We start from the raw sequence: 19,553 nt of genomic DNA on the forward strand, positions 1-19,553 counted from the left end.
AAATCGATTTTAGGGACTTGTTGAGCAAACTGGAACCAAGTTATGCTTCACATGACCCAAATTTTTTTTATTGATTTGGTTTTCGCTCAATCATAAAGTCCCCTCATGCATGAAAAAAACTGTATGCGCCACCTTCGCGCATTGATCGCCGTGGTGGAAGAGGGCAGCATCGCCCAGGCTGCCGATCGCCTGTTACGTACCCCCGCCGCAGTCGGTAACGCCATACTTCTACTCGAGCGACGATTCCGGGCACCGTTATTTGAACGCCAGGCCACCGGCATGGCGCCCACCCATTTCGGCCAGACCACCTACAAACGCGCCCAGCGCGTTGCCGCTGAACTGAACTTTGCCCGCATCGAGCTCGCACCTTATGCCGTTTCCACCAACGCACCCATTTTCTCTATGGTCGTCGGCGAACGACAACTTCATGCGCTGGTGAAACTCAGGGAAATGAAACACATGCCCAGTGTTGCGGCGGTAGTGGGGCTGACTCAACCCGCAGTCAGCGCACTTTTGCGCGATGCCGAAAACACGCTGAAGCTCTCGCTGTTTCGTCGCACCGCCAAGGGGATGATCGTTACCGAAGCCGGCGATCTTCTAATTTTCAGACTGCGGCGTGTGTTGGCGGAACTTCGCCATTTGAAAGCAGATCTCGCCCAGTTGCGCGGTGAAATTGCCGGCAAAATCCAATTTGCGGCGCTCCCTTCACTTCGCACGCGGGTCTTGCCCAAAGCCATTTCAACACTGAGCAGCCGGCACCCCGATGTGCAGGTCTCAATGGTAGACGCACCTTTCGAAGTGCTGTTCGCGGGTGTGCAGTCGGGCGAGATTGACTTCATTCTAACCGGGCTAAGCGCGGACTATTTTCATCGCGACTTCCGAATTCGGGTGATCGGGCGGGACCGTCTGGTCGTTGTGGCACGCGCGGACCACCCGCTGACACATCACGACTTCATTGATCCGGCAACGCTTCTTCACTATCCCTGGGTATTGCGCGACCGTGGCGCGCCCACACGGGAATTGCTAAACGATGTGTTTCGACGTTTGAAGCTTGAATCGCCCCGGGTGGTTGCTCAGGCAGGTGACCTGGGTTTGCTGCGCGGCTTGCTGCACAACAGCGACGCCATTTCGGCTGTATCACCCGAGTATCTAGCCTATGAGATTGCCTCCGGCTCTGTCAAAGTTCTGAATGTTGACCTCCCCGGCACTGAACGGGAAATAGGTTTTATCTTACGCCGCGATGCCCAGCCGTCGGCGTTATGCGAAAAACTCATGCAGCATATTGAAACGGCGGCCGAGGGCGTACTTATCGCGTAACACACATAAAAAAGCCAGGTACTGCAAAATGCAGCCCTGGCTTTTTACGACACGACAACGCGTTTAGATAACGCGTGCCGCCTCGATCAGACGGGTAACCGTCCAGGCTTTGTCGCGGCTGATAGGACGACCTTCAGCAATTTCGACAGTATCGCCTTCGTTGTACTGATTGGTTTCGTCGTGCGCTTTGTACTTGGCAGAACGAATCACAATCTTGCCGTATACAGGATGTTTAACGCGGCGTTCAACACGAACAACCACGGTTTTGTCCATCTTGTTGCTGACAACTTTACCAACCAGGGTACGCTGGCGCTTGGCGGTGGTGTTTTGAGTTTCGCTCATATTACTTTCCTGCCTTCTCAGTCATGACGGTACGAACACGCGCGATGTCGCGACGTACTTTGCCCAACTGACTGGTGTTGGAGAGTTGCTGAGTAGCACGCTGCATGCGCAGACCAAACTGTGCCTTGAGCAGGCTCTCGAGCTCTGTCTGGAGCTCATCTTTTTCCTTGGAACGGAGTTCGCTGGCTTTCATAACGTTTCTCCTTAAGCACCGATACGACGGCTGACGAACGTCGTGGAAATCGGCAACTTGGCCGCGGCCAGGCGGAACGCTTCACGCGCCAACTCTTCGCTGACACCTTCCATTTCGTAAATCACCTTGCCGGGTTGAATTTCAGCGACCCAGTATTCCGGATTACCCTTACCATTACCCATACGCACTTCAGCGGGCTTGCGGGAAATGGGTTTGTCGGGGAATACACGAATCCAGATACGGCCACCACGTTTAATACGACGGTTGATCGCACGACGAGCGGCTTCGATTTGGCGAGCCGTTAAACGGCCACGGCCTGTGGCTTTGAGGCCAAACTCACCAAACGACACCTGTGCACCGCGCGTAGCCAGACCGGTATTGCGGCCTTTCTGCTCTTTGCGGTATTTCCTGCGTGACGGTTGCAACATAATTATTCTCCTTCAGCTGGTGCTGCTGTTGCAGCATCAGACTTGCGAGGCCCGCGGCCACGCGCCGGACGACGACCCTCAGGACGCTCGCCGCGAGGTCGACGTGAACGACGTTCTTCATCGCGTGGTGCGGCTGCTTCAGGAGGCATTTCGCCGTTAGGCAACATGTCGCCCTTATAGACCCAGACTTTGATACCGATAATGCCGTAGGTTGTAGCGGCTTCGGAAGTGCCGTAGTCGATATTGGCGCGCAGTGTGTGCAGGGGCACACGGCCTTCGCGATACCATTCGGTACGGGCAATTTCAATACCGTTCAAACGGCCCGAGCTCATGATTTTCACGCCTTGCGCACCGAGGCGCATGGCGTTTTGCATGGCCCGCTTCATGGCGCGACGGAACTGGATACGTTTTTCCAGCTGTTGCGCGATGGAGTCGGCAATGAGTTGAGCGTCTGTTTCAGGCTTGCGGATTTCCTCGATGTTCACGTGCACAGGCACGCCCATGAGGCGCTGCAAATCGGCCTTGAGGTTCTCGATGTCTTCGCCGCGCTTGCCAATTACCACACCCGGGCGAGCCGAGTAGACGGTAATACGGGCATTCTTGGCGGGGCGTTCGATAACAACTCGACCGACCGAAGCGGATTTCAATTTCTTCTTCAGGTACTCGCGCACGCGGATATCGTCGGCAAGCATACCGCCGAAAGCCTTGTCGTCGGCGTACCAACGAGAAGTCCAGTTACGATTGACCGCGAGGCGGAACCCGGTTGGGTGTACTTTCTGTCCCATTGCGACTCCTTACGCGCCGACCTTGACCACAATGTGGCAAGTCTGTTTCTCGATGCGGTTACCGCGGCCTTTTGCACGGGCCGAGAAACGCTTCAATGACTCAGCCTTATCGACATAGATTGTCGTGACTTTCAGTTCATCGATATCGGCGCCGTCATTGTGTTCGGCGTTGGCGATCGCGGACTCAAGGGCTTTCTTCAAGATGCCCGCGGCTTTTTTAGGCGTAAACGTAAGAATATTGAGCGCCTGGGCCACCGACTTGCCACGGATCATGTCCGCAACCAGACGTGCTTTTTGCGCAGAAATACGAACGCCACGAATATTTGCTGTAGTTTCCATCACTTACCTCTTGGACTTTTTGTCCGCTGCATGCCCTTTGAACGTACGGGTCAGCGCGAACTCGCCGAGCTTGTGACCGACCATGTTCTCGTTGATGTAAACGGGAACATGCTGGCGGCCATTGTGCACAGCAATCGTCAGCCCAATGAACTCGGGCAGGATGGTGGAACGGCGCGACCAGGTTTTGATCGGCTTCTTGTCTTTGCCCTCGACTGCGGCATCTACTTTCTTGAGCAGATGCGCATCGACAAATGGGCCTTTTTTGATAGAACGTGCCATTTAGTTCGCCCCTTACTTGCGCTTGCGACGCGAGACAATCATGTTGTCTGTGCGCTTGTTACGACGAGTACGATAGCCCTTCGACGGTGTGCCCCATGGGCTAACCGGCTCACGGCCTTCGCCAGTACGTCCCTCACCACCACCATGCGGGTGATCAATCGGGTTCATTGCCACACCACGAACGGTGGGGCGGATACCGCGCCAACGCATGGCACCGGCTTTACCGATTTGACGCAAGCTGTGCTCTTCATTACCCACTTCACCAATGGTTGCGCGGCAGTCGATATGAACGCGACGCACCTCACCGGAACGCAGGCGAACCTGGGCATAAACCCCTTCGCGCGCCAGCAGAACCGCTGACGAACCGGCGGAACGGGCAATTTGCGCGCCTTTGCCGGGTTGCATTTCGATGCAGTGAATAGTGGAACCGACTGGAATGTTACGGATAGGCAAAGCGTTGCCGGCACGAATAGGTGCATCTTTACCGGACAACAGTGTGCTACCGACTTCCAGGCCGCGGGGCGCAATAATGTAGCGGCGCTCGCCATCGGCGTAGCACAGCAACGCAATATGCGCAGTGCGGTTCGGGTCGTATTCCAGACGCTCTACTTTGGCGACAATACCGTCTTTGTTGCGACGGAAGTCGACAAGGCGATAGTGCTGCTTATGACCACCCCCACGGTGACGTACCGTGATGTGACCATTGTTGTTACGGCCGGAACCGCGCTTTTTCTTTTCCAGCAGACCTTCGAATGGGCCACCCTTGTGCAACTGGGGCGACACCACCTTGATCATGCCGCGACGGCCTGCCGAGGTTGGCTTGACTTTTACGAGTGCCATTTAGTTCACCTCCGTAAAGTCGAGTTCCTGGCCTTCTTTGAGCGAGACATAAGCCTTGCGCTCATTGCGACGACGACCAATGAAACGGCCAAAGCGCTTTTCCTTACCCTTCTGGTTCAGAACCTGTACAGATTCCACTTCAACCTTGAAGAGCAATTCAACGGCAGCCTTGATTTCCGGCTTGGTGGCGTCAGCGGCGACGCGGAAAGCGACTTGCTGATTTTGCTCGGCAACCTGGGTGGCTTTTTCAGTAACCACGGGTGCCAGAATAATTTGCATTAAGCGTTCGGCGTTCATCCCAACATCTCCTCGAGTTGAGCGATAGCCGGCTTGGTGATCAACACTTGCTTGTAGTGGATCAGCGAAAGCGGATCGGCATAACGCGGTTCAACTACCGCAACGTGTGGCAGGTTGCGCGTAGCGAGATAAACGTTTTCGTCCAGCGCATCAGTGATGATGAGAACCGACTCGAGACCCATACCTTTAAGCTTGGCGGCTGCCTGCTTGGTTTTGGGGGTGTCGAGCTGGAACGAATCAACAACAGCGATACGACCTTCACGAGCCAACTGGGAAAGAATCGCACGAATACCAGCGCGATACATTTTCTTGTTGACCTTGTGGCTGAAGTTTTCATCCGGCGAATTCGGGAATGCACGGCCACCTCCACGCCAGATAGGCGAGGAAGTCATACCGGCGCGGGCGCGGCCCGTACCTTTTTGACGCCAGGGCTTCTTGGTGCTGTGCTTGACTTCAGCGCGGTCTTTCTGGGCGCGGTTGCCGCTGCGGGCGTTAGCCTGGAAGGCCACCACAACCTGGTGAACCAGCGCTTCGTTGAAGTCGCGACCGAATACCGTGTCGGGCGCAGCGACGGTGGAAGCTGATTGACCTTGATCATTCAGGAGCTTGAGTTCCATTTATTACGCTCCTTTCTTAGCCGACATCTTGATTGCGGGGCGCACAATAACGTTGGCATTCTTGTGGCCGGGCACAGCGCCTTTGACCATCAACAAGCCACGCTCGGCGTCGACGCGAACGATGTCAAGATTCTGAATAGTGCGGGTAACGTCACCCAAGTGACCAGCCATGCGCTTGCCGGGGAAAATGCGACCCGGATCTTGTGCCTGACCGATTGAACCAGGCGCGCGGTGCGACACGGAGTTACCGTGCGAAGCACGCTGAGAACTGAAGTGGTGACGCTTGATGTTGCCCGCAAAGCCTTTACCGATTGTGGTACCGGTAACGTCGACTTTTTGGCCCGCTTCGAATACGCTTTCTACGGCCACTACTGAGCCTGCAGCAAATTCTGCGGCTTTTGTGGGGTCGAGACGGAATTCTTTAACGATGTTACCGGCTTCAACGCCGGCCTTGGCGAAGTGACCTGCCAGAGGCTTGGTAACACGGGAAGCACGACGTGCACCATAAGCAACTTGCACGGCTGCGTAGCCATCGGATTCGGGGGTCTTGACTTGGGTCACACGGTTGTTCGACACGTCCAGTACTGTTACCGGGATGGACTCACCTTCCTCGGTAAAGATACGGGTCATGCCGACCTTGCGCCCTACAAGCCCGAGCCGATGCGCGGCAGGCGTAGGTGTCGAGTTCGACATTGTTTTCTCCATTCCCGACTGCGATTGGTCGGGGCTAATTGCGTGAATAAAACCGCCATTCACAAAAATTCTTGTTTCATACCAGAAATAGGCAAAGCCGTTTTCTGGTTAGCCTCGCACTATAGCATGAGTGCCTCAAGTTAAGCAAGCGTCTTGATCAGTATTTTTCTTTTGTTGGAAAAGACTTACGTTATGCCTCACAGCGCGCGCTTCACCGGGCGGTTTGATTTCATGTAAAGTTCTGCCTAAGAAACGCGCATTTCGTTCAAAATTTATAACTACAACTGCAAAACCACGGATTTACACCCAGCATGTCGAATACTCAACCAGCCGGCAATGAACGCTTTGCCATCCGAGGGCCGTTCATCACATTCAACAACAACCCGTTTAGCGTGGGCGATGAAAACGCATTGGTTCACGAACCCGATGGTTTAATCATTATCAACAACGGAACGATTGAGTATGCCGGAGCCTATTCGGGCGGCGCGTCACGGCTGGAAGGCTGCGAGGTAAAGTCTTTTCCCAATCACCTCATTACGCCGGGTTTCATCGACACGCATGTTCACTACCCCCAGCTGCCTATTATCGGGGCCTACGGTGCGCAATTAATCGACTGGCTCAATACCTATACATTTGTGGCCGAACAACGCTACGATGACCTGGAATACGCAGGGCAGGTATCGCGCATATTCCTCGATGAGCTCGCCCAAAACGGCACCACCACTGCGGCCGTTTACTGCACTGTGCATCCCAACTCGGTCGAGGCCTTTTTTCAGGAAGCCCACGCGCGCCGGTTACGTATGATTGCCGGGAAAATGCTAATGGACCGCAACGCACCCGAAGCGCTTCAGGATACCGCGCAATCGGGATACGACGATTCCCTCGCCCTGCTGCAAAAATGGCACGAAAAAGGTCGGTTGTCTTATGCGATTACGCCCCGATTTGCGCCCACTAGCACCGAAGCTCAACTGGAAGCGGCCGGCGCGCTCTGGAAAGCCCACCCTTCAGCCTACATGCAAACCCATGTTTCAGAGAATAAAGACGAAGTTGAATGGGTGAAGGAGTTGTTTCCTGATCGTGCCAACTATATCGATGTTTACGCTCACTATGGGCTAACCGGCCCCCGCGCCCTGTTCGGCCATGCCATTTACCTTGAAGAAACGGAATGGCATCATTTGGCTGAAACCGATTCATCGGTCATTCATTGCCCGACGTCGAATACATTCCTGGGTAGCGGTTTCTTCAATTTTCAACGCGCACTCCAACCCGAATCGGCCAGTCTGGCGGTACGCACCGGCCTGGCTACCGACGTTGGGGGCGGCACTTCGTTATGTATGCTGAAATCTATGGGTGAGGCATACAAGGTTGGTCAGTTAAGTGGATACTCGGTTTCCGCCGCAAAGGCGTTTTATTTAGCCACGCGCGGCGCGGCCAAGGCACTGCATCTGGATAACAAGATAGGATCAATTGAAGCTGGAATGGAGGCTGATTTGGTAGTGCTGAATCCGGCGTCAACGCCGTTACTGGAATTCCGCACGCAATATTGCAACTCCATTGAAGAGCTTTTATTCGTTCAAATGACACTGGCTGATGATCGCGCCATTGACACCGTCTACAGCGCAGGCCGGGTTATCAAAGGGGCATAAACACCCCTGAAACGCCGTCCCATGCCAGCTTGATACCGGTCAGAAAAAGAAAGGTATACATTAAGCGATAGAACGCTTTCGGGTTAACCTTGTCGTGCAGCCATACGCCAAGCAAAACCCCAATAACGGCCAGCGGCGACAGTACCAGGGAAGTTCCTAAATTCGTTGCATCCAACAAGCCCAATACAGCGTACGGGATCAACTTCACATAGTTGACGATGGCAAAGAAAATGGTAACCGTCCCAACCAGCGTGCGGGTATCAAGCCGTTTGGGTAACAAATAAATCATGATGGGTGGGGCACCCGCATGAGCAAGAAAACTGGTAAACCCAGACAACATGCCCCAAAAGCCGCCCGAGATATGATCGCGCAGCGGCGGCACCTCTTTTGCCGGCCTGACAGGGCGCAAACCTTTCGTCCAGTGATTCAACGTGAACAAAACAGCCATTACACCCAGAATCAACTTCAACGCATCGTCGCTAATATATTCAAATGTGAGGTAACCAATTAGCGTGCCTACCAACGCGCCAGGTATCAATTTGATCATCAAGTCGCGATCCCAGGAACGAATCCACGCTTTCAGGCCGGTGATATCCATTACACAGAGTATGGGCAGCATGATACTGGCCGCCTGTACCGGCGAAACAGTTAATGACATCAGCGGCACAGCCAACATGCCCAGCCCACCGGCGAATCCGCCTTTGCCAATGCCAACAATCAATACCGCCGGTACCGCCACCCAATAAAACCAGGCATCCTGAATCAGGGACATAACGCACTTTCCAAATCAAAAGGTGCAAAGCAAAACGCCATGCATTTAGCATGGCGTTCCATTACGCGTTCAAAACGGTAATTACTTACTGCAGTGCAATTTCAACGTCAACACCTGCAGGCAGATCAAGGCGCATAAGCGCATCGACTGTCTTATCGGTTGGGTCAACAATATCCATCAAACGCTGATGGGTACGAATTTCCATTTGGTCACGCGCTGTTTTGTTCACGTGGGGCGAACTGAGCAAATCGTAACGGCGAATACGAGTGGGCAGAGGTACAGGACCCCGCACAACCGCGCCCGTACGCTTAGCTGTCTCAACAATTTCAGCCGCAGACTGATCGATCAATTTGTAATCGAAAGCTTTCAAACGGATGCGGATTTTCTGATTTTTCATGGAGATTCCTAAAGAACGATGTAGGCAAAGGGCTTACGCCCCTTGCCTTTAAAACTAAGTAAAAATTACTTAAGAATTTTAGCGACGACGCCGGCGCCCACGGTACGACCACCTTCGCGAATCGCAAAGCGCAAACCTTCTTCCATCGCGATCGGCGCAATCAGCTTGACCGTCATGGCCACGTTATCACCCGGCAACACCATTTCCTTGTCGGCCGGCAGATCAATCGTACCCGTTACGTCGGTCGTACGGAAGTAGAACTGAGGACGATACCCGTTAAAGAACGGCGTATGACGGCCACCCTCTTCCTTGGACAGAATGTACACCTCGGCTGTAAAGTCGGTGTGCGGGTTGATCGAACCGGGCTTGGCCAACACCTGACCACGCTCAACGTCTTCACGCTTGGTGCCACGCAGCAAAATACCCACGTTATCACCGGCCTGACCCTGATCAAGCAGCTTGCGGAACATTTCCACGCCCGTGCAAGTGGTCTTGACCGTGTCTTTGATACCCACGATTTCGATCTCTTCACCGACCTTGACCACACCGCGCTCGATACGGCCCGTTACCACCGTGCCACGACCCGAGATCGAGAACACGTCTTCCACAGGCATCAGGAACGCGCCATCCACTGCACGCTCTGGCGTGGGGATGTAAGTGTCCAGTGCTTCGGCCAGTGCCATAATGGCTTGCTTGCCCAAAGGACCTTCGTCGCCTTCCAGCGCTTTCAGTGCCGAACCCTTGATGATCGGGGTGTCGTCGCCAGGGAAGTCGTAGTTGGACAGCAGCTCGCGCACTTCCATTTCCACCAGCTCAAGCAGTTCCTCGTCATCCACCATGTCGGCCTTGTTCAGGAACACGATGATGTAAGGCACGCCCACCTGGCGGCTCAGCAGAATGTGCTCACGCGTTTGGGGCATGGGGCCGTCGGCGGCCGATACCACCAAAATTGCGCCGTCCATCTGCGCCGCACCGGTAATCATGTTCTTCACATAGTCGGCGTGGCCCGGGCAGTCAACGTGCGCGTAGTGGCGCGTCGCTGTTTCGTACTCAACGTGCGCTGTGTTAATCGTAATACCGCGTGCCTTCTCTTCAGGAGCCGCGTCAATCTGGTCGTAACCACGCGCCTCGCCACCGAAGGACGTTGACAACACCGTGGTCAGCGCCGCGGTAAGTGTCGTTTTGCCGTGGTCAACGTGGCCAATCGTGCCCACGTTTACGTGCGGTTTGGTCCGCTCAAATTTTCCTTTTGCCATGTCTTTTAATCCTATCCGTGATATTCAAGGAAACTAAAAAATTTAACCTGCCCGCCTGTTTTCAGGAAAGCAGGTACTGCATTAACCGTTGCGTGCACTGACAATTTCGTCAGAGACACTTTTTGGCGCTTCCGCGTAATGCTTGAACTCCATTGAGTAGGTTGCGCGACCTTGCGTTTGCGAACGCAGACTGGTGGCGTAACCAAACATCTCTGACAGCGGTACTTCAGCACGAATAAGCTTGCTACCGCCCGGGATTTCATCCATACCCTGGACCATGCCGCGACGTGACGACAAGTCGCCCATAACGGTACCGGCATAATCTTCAGGTGTTTCAACCTCAACAGCCATCATAGGCTCAAGCAGCACGGGGCTGGCTTTGCGCATACCTTCTTTGAAGGCCATGGACGCAGCCATACGGAACGCGTTTTCGTTCGAGTCGACATCGTGGTACGAACCGAAGAACAACGTAGCCTTGACATCCACGACCGGGTAGCCCGCAATAACGCCGGCACCCAATGTTTCCTCGATACCACGATTAACGGCCGGAATGTATTCACGCGGAACCACGCCGCCTTTAATGGCATCAACGAATTCGTAACCACCACCAGGAGGTAGGGGCTCGAGCTTGAGTACAACGTGACCATACTGACCACGACCGCCCGACTGCTTGACGAACTTACCTTCAACTTCCTCGCACGTTTTGCGAATGGTTTCACGATAAGCCACCTGAGGCTTACCGATGTTCGCTTCAACGTTGAATTCGCGCTTCATGCGATCAACCAGGACTTCCAGGTGCAATTCACCCATACCGGAAATAATGGTTTGACCCGACTCTTCGTCGCTACGTACACGGAAAGAAGGATCTTCCTGTGCCAAACGAGACAACGCAATACCCATTTTCTCTTGGTCGGCTTTCGACTTGGGTTCAACCGCCTGAGAAATAACCGGCTCGGGGAACTCCATGCGCTCAAGCAGAATGTGGGAATCGAGATCACACAGGGTTTCACCTGTCGTGACATCTTTCAAACCCACAACAGAGGCAATGTCGCCCGCCAAAACTTCCTTGAGCTCTTCACGGTTGTTCGCGTGCATCTGCAAAATACGGCCGATACGCTCTTTCTTGCCCTTAACAGGGTTGTAAACCGTATCGCCCGATTTCAACACACCCGAATATACACGCACGAAGGTCAACTGACCCACAAACGGATCGCTCATGAGTTTGAACGCCAACGCCGAGAACTTGGCATCGTCACGCGCTTCACGAGTAATAGTATTACCTTCGTCGTCGAGCCCTTCAACGGGAGGAATGTCCACCGGTGAAGGCAGGTAATCGATCACTGCGTCAAGCATACGCTGAACGCCTTTGTTCTTGAATGCGGTACCGCACAACATCGGCTGAATTTCATTGGCAAGGGTACGAATACGCAGGCCCTGATGAATTTCCTGCTCAGACAACTCACCCGATTCCAGGTACTTGTTCATGAGTTCTTCGTTGGCTTCAGCTGCAGACTCAACCAGCTTTTCACGCCACTCGTTCGCTGTATCAACGAGTTCGGCCGGCACGTCGAGATACTCGAACTTCATGCCCATGGTTTCTTCGTCCCAGATGATGGCTTTCATCTTGACAAGGTCAACCACGCCTTTGAAGTTTTCTTCCGACCCGATTGGGATGACGATCGGCACAGGATTCGCTTTCAGGCGCGTTTTCAGCTGATCGTGCACCTTGAAGAAATTAGCGCCCGTGCGGTCCATTTTGTTCACAAATGCCAAGCGCGGCACGCCGTACTTGTTTGCCTGGCGCCAAACCGTTTCCGACTGGGGCTGAACACCGCCTACTGCACAATACACCATGCAGGCACCGTCGAGCACGCGCATGGAACGTTCCACTTCAATGGTGAAGTCAACGTGACCCGGGGTATCGATGATGTTAATGCGGTGTTCGGGATAGTCATTGCCCATGCCGCTCCAGAATGCGGTTGTGGCAGCGGAAGTAATGGTAATACCACGTTCCTGTTCCTGCTCCATCCAATCCATCGTGGCGGCGCCGTCGTGCACTTCACCAATTTTATGGCTTACACCGGTGTAAAAAAGAATGCGTTCGGTGGTCGTGGTTTTCCCTGCGTCAATGTGAGCAGAAATACCAATATTCCGATAGCGGTTAATTGGGGTTTTACGGGCCATTTGTGTGTCCTTAAATTACCAACGGAAATGGCTGAAGGCTTTGTTGGCCTCTGCCATTCTGTGTGTGTCCTCGCGTTTTTTCATCGCGGCGCCACGGCCTTCGGCGGCGTCCATCAGCTCACCAGCCAAACGCAGATCCATCGATTTCTCGCCACGCTTCTTGGCTGCTTCACGCAACCAGCGCATGGCAAGCGCCAGGCGGCGCACGGGGCGCACTTCAACCGGCACCTGATAATTGGCACCACCGACACGGCGGCTTTTTACTTCAACAACAGGCTTAATGTTGTTAATGGCGGTATTAAACACTTCCAGGGGCTCTTTGCCAGTTTTCGCCTGGACTTGGTCAAGCGCGCCGTAAACAATACGTTCGGCGACGGCTTTTTTACCGGACAACATAACAACGTTCATAAATTTCGCAAGTTCTACGCTGCTGAATTTTGGATCAGGGAGAATCTCACGTTTGGGGACTTCGCGACGACGAGGCATTTTAAAATTTCCTTGTGACAGTTCAGTTGCCGTTTGAAACGGCGACGGCCATTCATTAACGGAATGACCACTTACATGCCATGAACTATTTCACGGCTGCACTGAATGACTGGCGAACCAGCCGGGTATTAGCTTATTTCTTGGGGCGCTTGGCACCGTACTTGGAACGTGACTGCTTGCGATCTTTCACGCCTTGCAAGTCGAGCGAACCGCGAACAATGTGGTAACGCACACCAGGAAGGTCTTTTACACGGCCACCGCGAACCAGGACCACGGAGTGCTCCTGCAGGTTGTGACCTTCACCACCAATGTACGAAATAACTTCGAAACCATTGGTAAGACGAACCTTGGCGACTTTACGCAGTGCCGAGTTAGGTTTTTTAGGGGTAGTGGTATATACACGAGTACACACACCACGGCGCTGAGGGCAGCTTTCAAGAGCGGGGCTCTTGCTACCGGCGCGGCTAATAGCACGTGGCTTGCGCACGAGTTGAGCAATGGTTGGCATGACCTTAATGCATCCTTTAAGTACTAACGTACTGAATTACGTTGTGAACAAAAAACCGGCAACAAACCGATTCCTGAAACTATTGGCAGCGCCCTCGTTTTCATTATTAATAAAAACGCAACCATAAAAACTTGGGCGGTTTTACGCAAAAACCGCCCACAACGCATCACAAACGTAAAAGAGCGGGTCTTGCAGCTATCCGGCTCTGCCAGCACATGCTTTGCGCCGATAAAACTGGCAAGAACACCAGCACAAAGCATTTAACGAATACGCGTTACCGCATATTCTTCGGATAGCTTGCCATGGTAGCACGAAAGTTTTGAAATGGTCAATACAGCGACGCCTTGTCCGCAGCATAGGGGAGACGCTACAAAGCAATGATCACATTACCGGCAAACATGGTCACCAATTTTTCGCAGGCACTCGGAAAACGATTCCTGCTCTTCCGGAGTGAGTGCCTCGAGGGCATAGTGAATAATTTTGTGTGCAGCCGGCCAAGCCTGGGCGTATTTATCGCGCCCTTCCTGCGTTAAGTAAACACGGGTTAACCGGCTGTCGTTCGCGTCGGGGTTGCGTCGCACCAGTTTTCGTTGTTCCATTTGGTCGATAACCCGGCTAAGAACCGGCGGACGAGCCACGATGGCCTTGGCAATTTCACCAATTTTTTTGCCGTCTTCATCAAGCAAATACTGCAAAACCCGGAAATGCATGTAAGTGATATCGAGCTGACGCAAAGAAGAATCCCGCAGATCTTGCTCGAGCCGGAAAATAATTGACGCCATCTGGAAGGCGAAATTCCGGTCGAGATCCAGATTGGGAGGTGAAAAGTCTTCTTTGAGCATGGCCGTCATTATATTCAATTCCAGAGTAATTCCGTTTGGTCAGACAGCGTTAATTTACATTTTCACTGGCATGTGCTGATTATGGATTAACGCAATTTTACATATCGTCTTAAAGACCTGAACGGTTCGCCTAGCGCGGCCGGCCCAATTGACCTGCTGGCGAAAAATACCAATGTGCCCAGCGCCACCACATACGGGAACATCACAAAAAACTGGTAGGGCACCCCGGGATACCAGGTTTGAAGCCTTATTTGCAACGCATCGGCCAGACCAAAACCCATGCAAGCCAGCAACACACCCAACGGATGCCAGCCACCGAAAACCACACATGCAATGGCGATAAAGCCACGCCCCGCCACCATACCTTCAACAAACGCATGAACTTGACCAAGCACCAGGAAAGCGCCCCCCATGCCCGCCATGGCGCCCCCGAATACGACAGCGCCAAACCTCAGGGCGTTGACACGCAATCCGGCCGCATCCGCCGCTGCCGGATTCTCACCGGCGGCACGCAAAGCCAGGCCCAACGAAGTGCGCGGCATAAGGTAGTAAAGCAAAAAAGCCAGCGCAATCGCAATATATACGAGAATATTATGACCAAAGACGATCGGCCCTAAAATTGGTATATCACTTAACGGGCCGAACTCGACCTGATGAAAATACGGTATGGAAACCGGCGAAGATCCAATAGTGAGTCGATAGCCAAAACCCGACAATCCGCCGCCCAAAACCACCAGAGCCAGCCCGGAAACGATTTGATTGGCACCCAATGTAATTGAAAAGAGAGCATGCACGGCGCCAAGCAACACCCCGCCCAATACCGCCGCCATCAGGCCAATCCACGGGCTGCCGGACACGACGGCAATCCAGGCGGAAATAAATGCTGAAAACAGCATAATACCTTCCAGCCCCACATTCATGACGCCGGCCCGCTGCCCCACCATTTCGCCTAACGCGGCATACGCAATGGAGATACTTAAGCGCACCCCCGCAGCAATCAGACCAATAATAATCAGTTCCATTAGTGCGCCTCCTTGCGACGGTTAGACAACGCCTCAAAGCACAGGAAGCCCAAAATAACGACCCCTTCGATAATCTTGACAATAGGAAAGGGCACGCCAACCTCCCGTTGCAAAACACCCGCCCCCACATAGAACACACCAAATAACAGGGCCGCCAACGGGATAAAAGCCGGAGACAAACGGGCCATCAGCGCAATCGCGATGGCGGCCTCACCGTAACCGGACGCAAAATCATCCTGCAAGCGCTCATGAATTGCCGCCACCTGAATACTTCCCGCCAGCCCGGCCAGACCACCGCTCACCAACATGGCCAGAACAATAATTCGCCCTTCCTTAAGGCCGGCGTACCGGGCCGCAAACGGATTTTTGCCAACCGCCGTTAATTTGTACCCGAACGAGGTTTTACCGATGATCACCGCCATGATGATCACCGCGGCAATCGCCACAAACAAGCCCGCATGTATCCTGGATCCATCAATAATAGGAAACAAAATCAAGCTTTCCGGAAGATAGTCAGACCAGGGCATGAGTCGGGCAGGCTCTTGCAACGGCCCGCGAATCAGCCAGCTCAGTACCTGCAACACGATGAAGTTCAACACAATGGTCGTAATGATTTCGCTGGCTCGAAAGCGCACCTTCAGCCAGCCCACAAACATGCCCAGCAAGCCACCACCGACAAAGCCGAGAAACAGGTAAACCAGCATATTTAAGGGCATGGGTAAATGCGCCACATATGGCGCAAATACGAAACTCAACATGGCGCCGGACAATAGCTGCCCATCGCCACCAATATTAAAAACGCCGGCCCGAAACGCAACGGCAACGCCCAAGCTAACCAATACAAGCGGTATGCACTGCGTAATGACTTCGTAAAAACCATTACGCGTTCCCAAGGTATACGACAATAACGAGGCATATGCTGTGATGGGGTTCTTGCCGGCAACCAGAATAAACAGCGCCGGAATGAGCAACGTAACGGCAACCACCGCCAGAAACAACCACCACTGATAAGAAGAGGGCCACCGGGTCATCGATCTGTCATCCATTTTCCTACCTCGTGCAGCGATGTTTCGGAAAGATGGACCGGGCCATGCAAACGCCCGCCCGACAACACCATAATACGATCAGCCACCTGCCAAACCTCTCCCAGGTCGGCCGACGACAACAACACGCCGGCACCTCGCGCACGTGCCGCCAGCAACTCGTTATTCACAAAAGCGATGGTTTGCACATCCAAACCGCGGGTTGGATGTGCCGCCAAAATTAATTCAGGTCTGGTGGCCATTTCGCGCGCCAGAACCAGTTTCTGCTGATTACCGCCGGAAAGTTGATTCACCCGCGCGCCCAGACCGGGCGTTTTTACCGAATAAGACTTCACCGACTCGGCCAGGTCGGCTAGCAACGGCGCCGGCCGAAGCCAGCCTTTCAGGTTAAAACGCGAACGTCGTAATTGCGTGAGCAAATAGTTGTCTGCCAAGTTGGCACCCGGAAGAACGGCATCACGCAAACGGTCTTCCGGAATATGACAAACGCCGCCGGCACGAACGCGGGCCGAATCCAGCCCCCGCCGACCCGGCGCAAACCAATAATCAAGAAAACCCGAATCGGGTTTAAGCAAGCCCGCCGCCAAACTCATCAATTCCGTTTGCCCATTCCCATCGACGCCGCACAGCGCAAGTATCTCTCCTGAACGAACATCGAAACTGACGTCGTCCAATGCCACCGTTCCATTGGGTCGTTTCAACGACACACCTTCAACTTTCAACAAAGATTGCCCTTGCTCAACAGGCGTCACACGCTCGCTTAACTCAGGTAGTGTGTCGCCCACCAGAAGACGCACCAGATCTTCGCGGGTTTTGCCGCCCACATCCGAAATACTGACAACTTTGCCCAAACGCATCACCACAACACGCTTGCAACATTCGAGAATATCTTCCAGCTTGTGGCTGATGATGATGACGGCGGTGCCTTGCGCGGCCAATTCGGCCACCATACGGAATAGTGCAGGGCGCTCTTCACGCGCCAACACTGCCGTTGGCTCATCCAGAATCAAAAGGCGCGGCCTACGCGCCAGCACCTTCAGAATTTCTACGCGCTGCTGCTCACCAACCGTTAATTTTTCAACACGCTGATCGAAAGGAATCGGCATACCCAACTGATCGGCTATGGGTTGCAACTCTTTTTTCAATTGGTCGAGCTTCAACCAACCTTTACCCCAACGACGGTCGCCCAACGCCAGGTTCTCGGCAACCGTGAAGGCCCCCACCAACTTGAAATGCTGATGCACCATGCCAATGCCGGCGTCGGTTGCATCGCGCGGGGAATGCAACACAATGGGCTTGCCATCCATTTTGATCACCCCCGAATCAGGGGTGATCAAACCCGAAATCATGTTCATCAGGGTCGACTTTCCGGCGCCGTTTTCGCCGAGAATACCAACGATCTCTCCGGGCGCTACGTCGAAACTAATATGATCATTGGCAACCAAGGCCCCGAAGGCCTTGGTTAACCCTTCAAGCGACAATAAAGGTGGTGCGTTAACCGTCATGCAACACCGTACTCAAATAACCACATAGGACACCGCTTTAACGGATCTCGGGAAGGTCGTCGATTGTGCCGGCACGGATGCCATCCATGATTTCCTGTACTTTGGCCTTGTCTTCGGCTGACAGCTTGTCTTCGAAATTGCGATAAGGCGCCAGGCCAATCCCGTTTTCATTCAAGCCCAACAGATAGTTCTTGGGTTCAATCGTGCCATCAATCACTTTGCCAATGGCCATGTCAATGTTGACGTCGAAATTGATGAGCGCGGTTGTGGCAATGGTATCCGGTGCCAAGGCGGCGGAGTCAAATGCCGTGCCAATCATCACAACGCCTTTTTCTTTCGCCGCCTGCAACGTACCCACCACGTTCTCATTACCAATTGCTGAAACCACGTCGGCACCACTATCAATCATGCTGGTGGTAATTTCTTTGGCTTTGGCAATATCGGAGAACGAGCCAACATAAGCAGACATCACCTCGATATCCGGGTTAATGCGTTGCGCACCCCGCTTGAAACCATCGTCATACTCTTGAATGGTCGGAACCGGGATGGCGGGAATATTCCCAATTTTTCCACTTTCCGAAAGCAAGGCGGCAACCGCGCCGGCCATGTATCCACCATCACCCCAGCGGTTGTCGAACGATGCCAGGTTAGGCGCCTCGGCAACCTTGGCGGTATTGATAATGAACCAGGTATCCGGAAAACGTTTATGAATTCGTTTGGCGGGGTCGGCAAACTGGAAGCCATGGCCGATCACAATGTCGTACCCATCGCGCGCATAAGCAGACAACGCTTCCTGCGCTTCGGCAACCTGTGTGTTTTCGCGAATGGAAACCTGCAGGTTCGGATATTTCTCTTGCGCCTTTTTAATACCTTCAGCTGCTGCACTGTTGAACGTGCCGTCGGTCACCGAACCTGGCAACACCAACGCCACTTTCAGTTTATCGGCCTGGGCATGCGACAAAACCGGCATAACCAGGAGACACATTGCCACCATAATGCTTCTTAACATACCAACCTCCGTAAATTTAAAGTGGGGGCAAAGCGCCCCCGAAACGGAACTACATTCAAGCGTTTTGCTGCAAACGCTTCACAACCTCATCACTTGTCATGACATTGCCAAACTGCTGCACAATGTTCTCCAATGCCGCACGATGCTCGTCATCGGACAGCGCCGCACAACAGTCTTCCAGCATCGTGACCCTGAAATCCATCATCATTGCGTCGCGCGCCGTCGACTCACAACAAATATTGGTTTTAGTGCCGGCAATCAAAATGCTGTCGATACCCAAACTGCGCAATACACGCTCTAAAGAAGACGAACCCGGAATAAGCGCGCTATAGCGGTTTTTCACAATCACCATATCTTCCGGCCCGGTATCCAAACCCGAATACACGGCCTGATTCTCAGGCGAATTGGCTTCAATGGTGCGCGCACGAATATCACCTGAAACAAAGTAGTTGTAGAACATGTCCCAATCACTTTCACCCTTGAAATTGCTATTGGCATGCAGCACCCACATAACGGGCACGCCCAACTCACGCAACTTCGGCGTTAGCGCATTTAAATTCGGCACAATGCCCCGCGAAGATGCCACCTCTGCAGGTGCGCCCTCGTCGCAAAATGTGCCTTGCATATCAATCACGACCAGCGCGGTCTTCTTCGGATGATAGTCATCGAATACGTGTACTTTTCCACGTCGCTTCATCACGCGATCGATTACTTCCTGACGAACTCCAACTTTATGCATAACCTCACCTAATA

Annotated in this window: 24 protein-coding genes; 2 read left to right on the forward strand and 22 right to left on the reverse strand. The window is 53.4% G+C overall.

Annotated features, from left to right (window positions below; genetic code table 11):
* Positions 1–123: 123 nt before the first annotated feature.
* A complete protein-coding gene (locus tag G9Q38_RS03320; protein WP_166127790.1) occupies positions 124–1,317 on the forward strand; it encodes a LysR family transcriptional regulator in 1,194 nt (397 codons plus the stop codon).
* Between the two features lie 63 nt (positions 1,318–1,380).
* On the opposite strand, the gene rpsQ is transcribed toward G9Q38_RS03320, so the two are convergent.
* Genes rpsQ through rplC form a run of 10 tightly spaced genes read right to left on the reverse strand, consistent with a single transcriptional unit; the run spans position 1,381 to position 6,130 of the window.
* The gene (rpsQ, locus tag G9Q38_RS03325) at positions 1,381–1,659 is read right to left on the reverse strand and encodes a 30S ribosomal protein S17 (protein WP_166127793.1); all 279 of its coding nucleotides are present in this window, start codon (positions 1,657–1,659) and stop codon (positions 1,381–1,383) included.
* Position 1,660: 1 nt separating this feature from the next.
* Entirely contained in the window at positions 1,661–1,852 is a 192-nt protein-coding gene (gene rpmC, locus G9Q38_RS03330) for a 50S ribosomal protein L29 (RefSeq protein WP_114419009.1), read from the reverse strand.
* Positions 1,853–1,863: 11 nt separating this feature from the next.
* Positions 1,864–2,280 (reverse strand): 50S ribosomal protein L16, encoded by a 417-nt coding sequence (gene rplP, locus G9Q38_RS03335; protein ID WP_114419008.1) that lies wholly within the window; start codon positions 2,278–2,280, stop codon positions 1,864–1,866.
* Between the two features lie 2 nt (positions 2,281–2,282).
* The gene (rpsC, locus tag G9Q38_RS03340; RefSeq protein WP_114419007.1) at positions 2,283–3,065 is read right to left on the reverse strand and encodes a 30S ribosomal protein S3; all 783 of its coding nucleotides are present in this window, start codon (positions 3,063–3,065) and stop codon (positions 2,283–2,285) included.
* A 9-nt stretch (positions 3,066–3,074) separates the two neighbouring features.
* Positions 3,075–3,407: a 50S ribosomal protein L22 gene (gene rplV / locus G9Q38_RS03345; RefSeq protein ID WP_199532349.1), complete on the reverse strand. Its 333-nt coding sequence runs from the start codon at positions 3,405–3,407 to the stop codon at positions 3,075–3,077.
* Positions 3,408–3,683, reverse strand: a complete 276-nt coding sequence (rpsS, locus tag G9Q38_RS03350) for a 30S ribosomal protein S19 (RefSeq protein ID WP_114419005.1) — start codon at positions 3,681–3,683, stop codon at positions 3,408–3,410. It lies immediately after the preceding gene.
* A gap of 12 nt (positions 3,684–3,695) precedes the next feature.
* Positions 3,696–4,523: a 50S ribosomal protein L2 gene (gene rplB / locus G9Q38_RS03355; protein WP_114419004.1), complete on the reverse strand. Its 828-nt coding sequence runs from the start codon at positions 4,521–4,523 to the stop codon at positions 3,696–3,698.
* The gene (gene rplW, locus G9Q38_RS03360) at positions 4,524–4,820 is read right to left on the reverse strand and encodes a 50S ribosomal protein L23 (protein WP_114419003.1); all 297 of its coding nucleotides are present in this window, start codon (positions 4,818–4,820) and stop codon (positions 4,524–4,526) included. It lies immediately after the preceding gene.
* Positions 4,817–5,437, reverse strand: coding sequence for a 50S ribosomal protein L4 (rplD, locus tag G9Q38_RS03365; RefSeq protein WP_166127796.1), 621 nt, complete (start codon positions 5,435–5,437; stop codon positions 4,817–4,819). Before rplD ends, rplW begins: the two co-directional genes overlap by 4 nt.
* A gap of 3 nt (positions 5,438–5,440) precedes the next feature.
* Complete coding sequence (gene rplC / locus G9Q38_RS03370; RefSeq protein WP_166127800.1) at positions 5,441–6,130, reverse strand: 50S ribosomal protein L3; 690 nt, start codon at positions 6,128–6,130, stop codon at positions 5,441–5,443.
* A 311-nt stretch (positions 6,131–6,441) separates the two neighbouring features.
* On the opposite strand from rplC, the gene guaD reads away from it, so the two are divergent.
* Positions 6,442–7,776, forward strand: a complete 1,335-nt coding sequence (gene guaD / locus G9Q38_RS03375) for a guanine deaminase (protein ID WP_166127802.1) — start codon at positions 6,442–6,444, stop codon at positions 7,774–7,776.
* Here guaD and G9Q38_RS03380 read toward each other — a convergent pair.
* The 12 genes from G9Q38_RS03380 to G9Q38_RS03435 all read right to left on the reverse strand — a co-directional run bounded on the left by G9Q38_RS03380 (position 7,763) and on the right by G9Q38_RS03435 (position 19,539).
* Positions 7,763–8,548 carry a sulfite exporter TauE/SafE family protein gene (locus G9Q38_RS03380; protein WP_166127805.1) on the reverse strand — a complete coding sequence of 262 codons (786 nt, stop codon included), beginning with the start codon at positions 8,546–8,548 and terminating at the stop codon, positions 7,763–7,765. The genes guaD and G9Q38_RS03380 overlap by 14 nt on opposite strands.
* An 85-nt stretch (positions 8,549–8,633) precedes the next feature.
* A complete protein-coding gene (rpsJ, locus tag G9Q38_RS03385) occupies positions 8,634–8,945 on the reverse strand; it encodes a 30S ribosomal protein S10 (RefSeq protein WP_093971156.1) in 312 nt (103 codons plus the stop codon).
* Between the two features lie 65 nt (positions 8,946–9,010).
* Positions 9,011–10,201 (reverse strand): elongation factor Tu, encoded by a 1,191-nt coding sequence (gene tuf, locus G9Q38_RS03390; RefSeq protein WP_166127808.1) that lies wholly within the window; start codon positions 10,199–10,201, stop codon positions 9,011–9,013.
* Positions 10,202–10,282: 81 nt separating this feature from the next.
* Positions 10,283–12,385 (reverse strand): elongation factor G, encoded by a 2,103-nt coding sequence (gene fusA / locus G9Q38_RS03395; RefSeq protein WP_166127811.1) that lies wholly within the window; start codon positions 12,383–12,385, stop codon positions 10,283–10,285.
* A 15-nt stretch (positions 12,386–12,400) separates the two neighbouring features.
* Entirely contained in the window at positions 12,401–12,871 is a 471-nt protein-coding gene (rpsG, locus tag G9Q38_RS03400) for a 30S ribosomal protein S7 (protein WP_114422042.1), read from the reverse strand.
* Between the two features lie 133 nt (positions 12,872–13,004).
* Positions 13,005–13,379 carry a 30S ribosomal protein S12 gene (gene rpsL, locus G9Q38_RS03405; RefSeq protein ID WP_114422041.1) on the reverse strand — a complete coding sequence of 125 codons (375 nt, stop codon included), beginning with the start codon at positions 13,377–13,379 and terminating at the stop codon, positions 13,005–13,007.
* Between the two features lie 386 nt (positions 13,380–13,765).
* Complete coding sequence (locus G9Q38_RS03410) at positions 13,766–14,230, reverse strand: MarR family winged helix-turn-helix transcriptional regulator (RefSeq protein ID WP_228276189.1); 465 nt, start codon at positions 14,228–14,230, stop codon at positions 13,766–13,768.
* Positions 14,231–14,307: 77 nt separating this feature from the next.
* Positions 14,308–15,243, reverse strand: a complete 936-nt coding sequence (locus G9Q38_RS03415; RefSeq protein ID WP_166127813.1) for an ABC transporter permease — start codon at positions 15,241–15,243, stop codon at positions 14,308–14,310.
* Complete coding sequence (locus tag G9Q38_RS03420) at positions 15,243–16,289, reverse strand: ABC transporter permease (RefSeq protein WP_166127816.1); 1,047 nt, start codon at positions 16,287–16,289, stop codon at positions 15,243–15,245. Before G9Q38_RS03420 ends, G9Q38_RS03415 begins: the two co-directional genes overlap by 1 nt.
* Positions 16,271–17,791, reverse strand: a complete 1,521-nt coding sequence (locus G9Q38_RS03425; RefSeq protein WP_166127819.1) for an ABC transporter ATP-binding protein — start codon at positions 17,789–17,791, stop codon at positions 16,271–16,273. Before G9Q38_RS03425 ends, G9Q38_RS03420 begins: the two co-directional genes overlap by 19 nt.
* A gap of 37 nt (positions 17,792–17,828) precedes the next feature.
* Positions 17,829–18,800, reverse strand: coding sequence for a BMP family protein (locus G9Q38_RS03430; protein WP_114422036.1), 972 nt, complete (start codon positions 18,798–18,800; stop codon positions 17,829–17,831).
* Positions 18,801–18,855: 55 nt separating this feature from the next.
* Positions 18,856–19,539 carry an isochorismatase family protein gene (locus G9Q38_RS03435; RefSeq protein ID WP_228276190.1) on the reverse strand — a complete coding sequence of 228 codons (684 nt, stop codon included), beginning with the start codon at positions 19,537–19,539 and terminating at the stop codon, positions 18,856–18,858.
* Positions 19,540–19,553 lie beyond the last annotated feature (14 nt).

Origin of the sequence: Pusillimonas sp. DMV24BSW_D, assembly GCF_011388195.1 — a bacterium.
In the GTDB taxonomy this organism is placed as follows: domain Bacteria; phylum Pseudomonadota; class Gammaproteobacteria; order Burkholderiales; family Burkholderiaceae_B; genus Neopusillimonas; species Neopusillimonas aestuarii.

What these genes read in the sequence shown, in the direction of transcription:
- G9Q38_RS03320 (WP_166127790.1), top strand. Translation starts at nt 124, where the DNA reads ATGCGCCACCTTCGCGCATTGATCGCCGTGGTGGAAGAGGGCAGCATC.
- rpsQ (WP_166127793.1), bottom strand. Translation starts at nt 1,659, where the DNA reads ATGAGCGAAACTCAAAACACCACCGCCAAGCGCCAGCGTACCCTGGTT.
- rpmC (WP_114419009.1), bottom strand. Translation starts at nt 1,852, where the DNA reads ATGAAAGCCAGCGAACTCCGTTCCAAGGAAAAAGATGAGCTCCAGACA.
- rplP (WP_114419008.1), bottom strand. Translation starts at nt 2,280, where the DNA reads ATGTTGCAACCGTCACGCAGGAAATACCGCAAAGAGCAGAAAGGCCGC.
- rpsC (WP_114419007.1), bottom strand. Translation starts at nt 3,065, where the DNA reads ATGGGACAGAAAGTACACCCAACCGGGTTCCGCCTCGCGGTCAATCGT.
- rpsS (WP_114419005.1), bottom strand. Translation starts at nt 3,683, where the DNA reads ATGGCACGTTCTATCAAAAAAGGCCCATTTGTCGATGCGCATCTGCTC.
- rplB (WP_114419004.1), bottom strand. Translation starts at nt 4,523, where the DNA reads ATGGCACTCGTAAAAGTCAAGCCAACCTCGGCAGGCCGTCGCGGCATG.
- rplW (WP_114419003.1), bottom strand. Translation starts at nt 4,820, where the DNA reads ATGAACGCCGAACGCTTAATGCAAATTATTCTGGCACCCGTGGTTACT.
- rplD (WP_166127796.1), bottom strand. Translation starts at nt 5,437, where the DNA reads ATGGAACTCAAGCTCCTGAATGATCAAGGTCAATCAGCTTCCACCGTC.
- rplC (WP_166127800.1), bottom strand. Translation starts at nt 6,130, where the DNA reads ATGTCGAACTCGACACCTACGCCTGCCGCGCATCGGCTCGGGCTTGTA.
- guaD (WP_166127802.1), top strand. Translation starts at nt 6,442, where the DNA reads ATGTCGAATACTCAACCAGCCGGCAATGAACGCTTTGCCATCCGAGGG.
- G9Q38_RS03380 (WP_166127805.1), bottom strand. Translation starts at nt 8,548, where the DNA reads ATGTCCCTGATTCAGGATGCCTGGTTTTATTGGGTGGCGGTACCGGCG.
- rpsJ (WP_093971156.1), bottom strand. Translation starts at nt 8,945, where the DNA reads ATGAAAAATCAGAAAATCCGCATCCGTTTGAAAGCTTTCGATTACAAA.
- tuf (WP_166127808.1), bottom strand. Translation starts at nt 10,201, where the DNA reads ATGGCAAAAGGAAAATTTGAGCGGACCAAACCGCACGTAAACGTGGGC.
- fusA (WP_166127811.1), bottom strand. Translation starts at nt 12,385, where the DNA reads ATGGCCCGTAAAACCCCAATTAACCGCTATCGGAATATTGGTATTTCT.
- rpsG (WP_114422042.1), bottom strand. Translation starts at nt 12,871, where the DNA reads ATGCCTCGTCGTCGCGAAGTCCCCAAACGTGAGATTCTCCCTGATCCA.
- rpsL (WP_114422041.1), bottom strand. Translation starts at nt 13,379, where the DNA reads ATGCCAACCATTGCTCAACTCGTGCGCAAGCCACGTGCTATTAGCCGC.
- G9Q38_RS03410 (WP_228276189.1), bottom strand. Translation starts at nt 14,230, where the DNA reads ATGACGGCCATGCTCAAAGAAGACTTTTCACCTCCCAATCTGGATCTC.
- G9Q38_RS03415 (WP_166127813.1), bottom strand. Translation starts at nt 15,243, where the DNA reads ATGGAACTGATTATTATTGGTCTGATTGCTGCGGGGGTGCGCTTAAGT.
- G9Q38_RS03420 (WP_166127816.1), bottom strand. Translation starts at nt 16,289, where the DNA reads ATGGATGACAGATCGATGACCCGGTGGCCCTCTTCTTATCAGTGGTGG.
- G9Q38_RS03425 (WP_166127819.1), bottom strand. Translation starts at nt 17,791, where the DNA reads ATGACGGTTAACGCACCACCTTTATTGTCGCTTGAAGGGTTAACCAAG.
- G9Q38_RS03430 (WP_114422036.1), bottom strand. Translation starts at nt 18,800, where the DNA reads ATGTTAAGAAGCATTATGGTGGCAATGTGTCTCCTGGTTATGCCGGTT.
- G9Q38_RS03435 (WP_228276190.1), bottom strand. Translation starts at nt 19,539, where the DNA reads ATGCATAAAGTTGGAGTTCGTCAGGAAGTAATCGATCGCGTGATGAAG.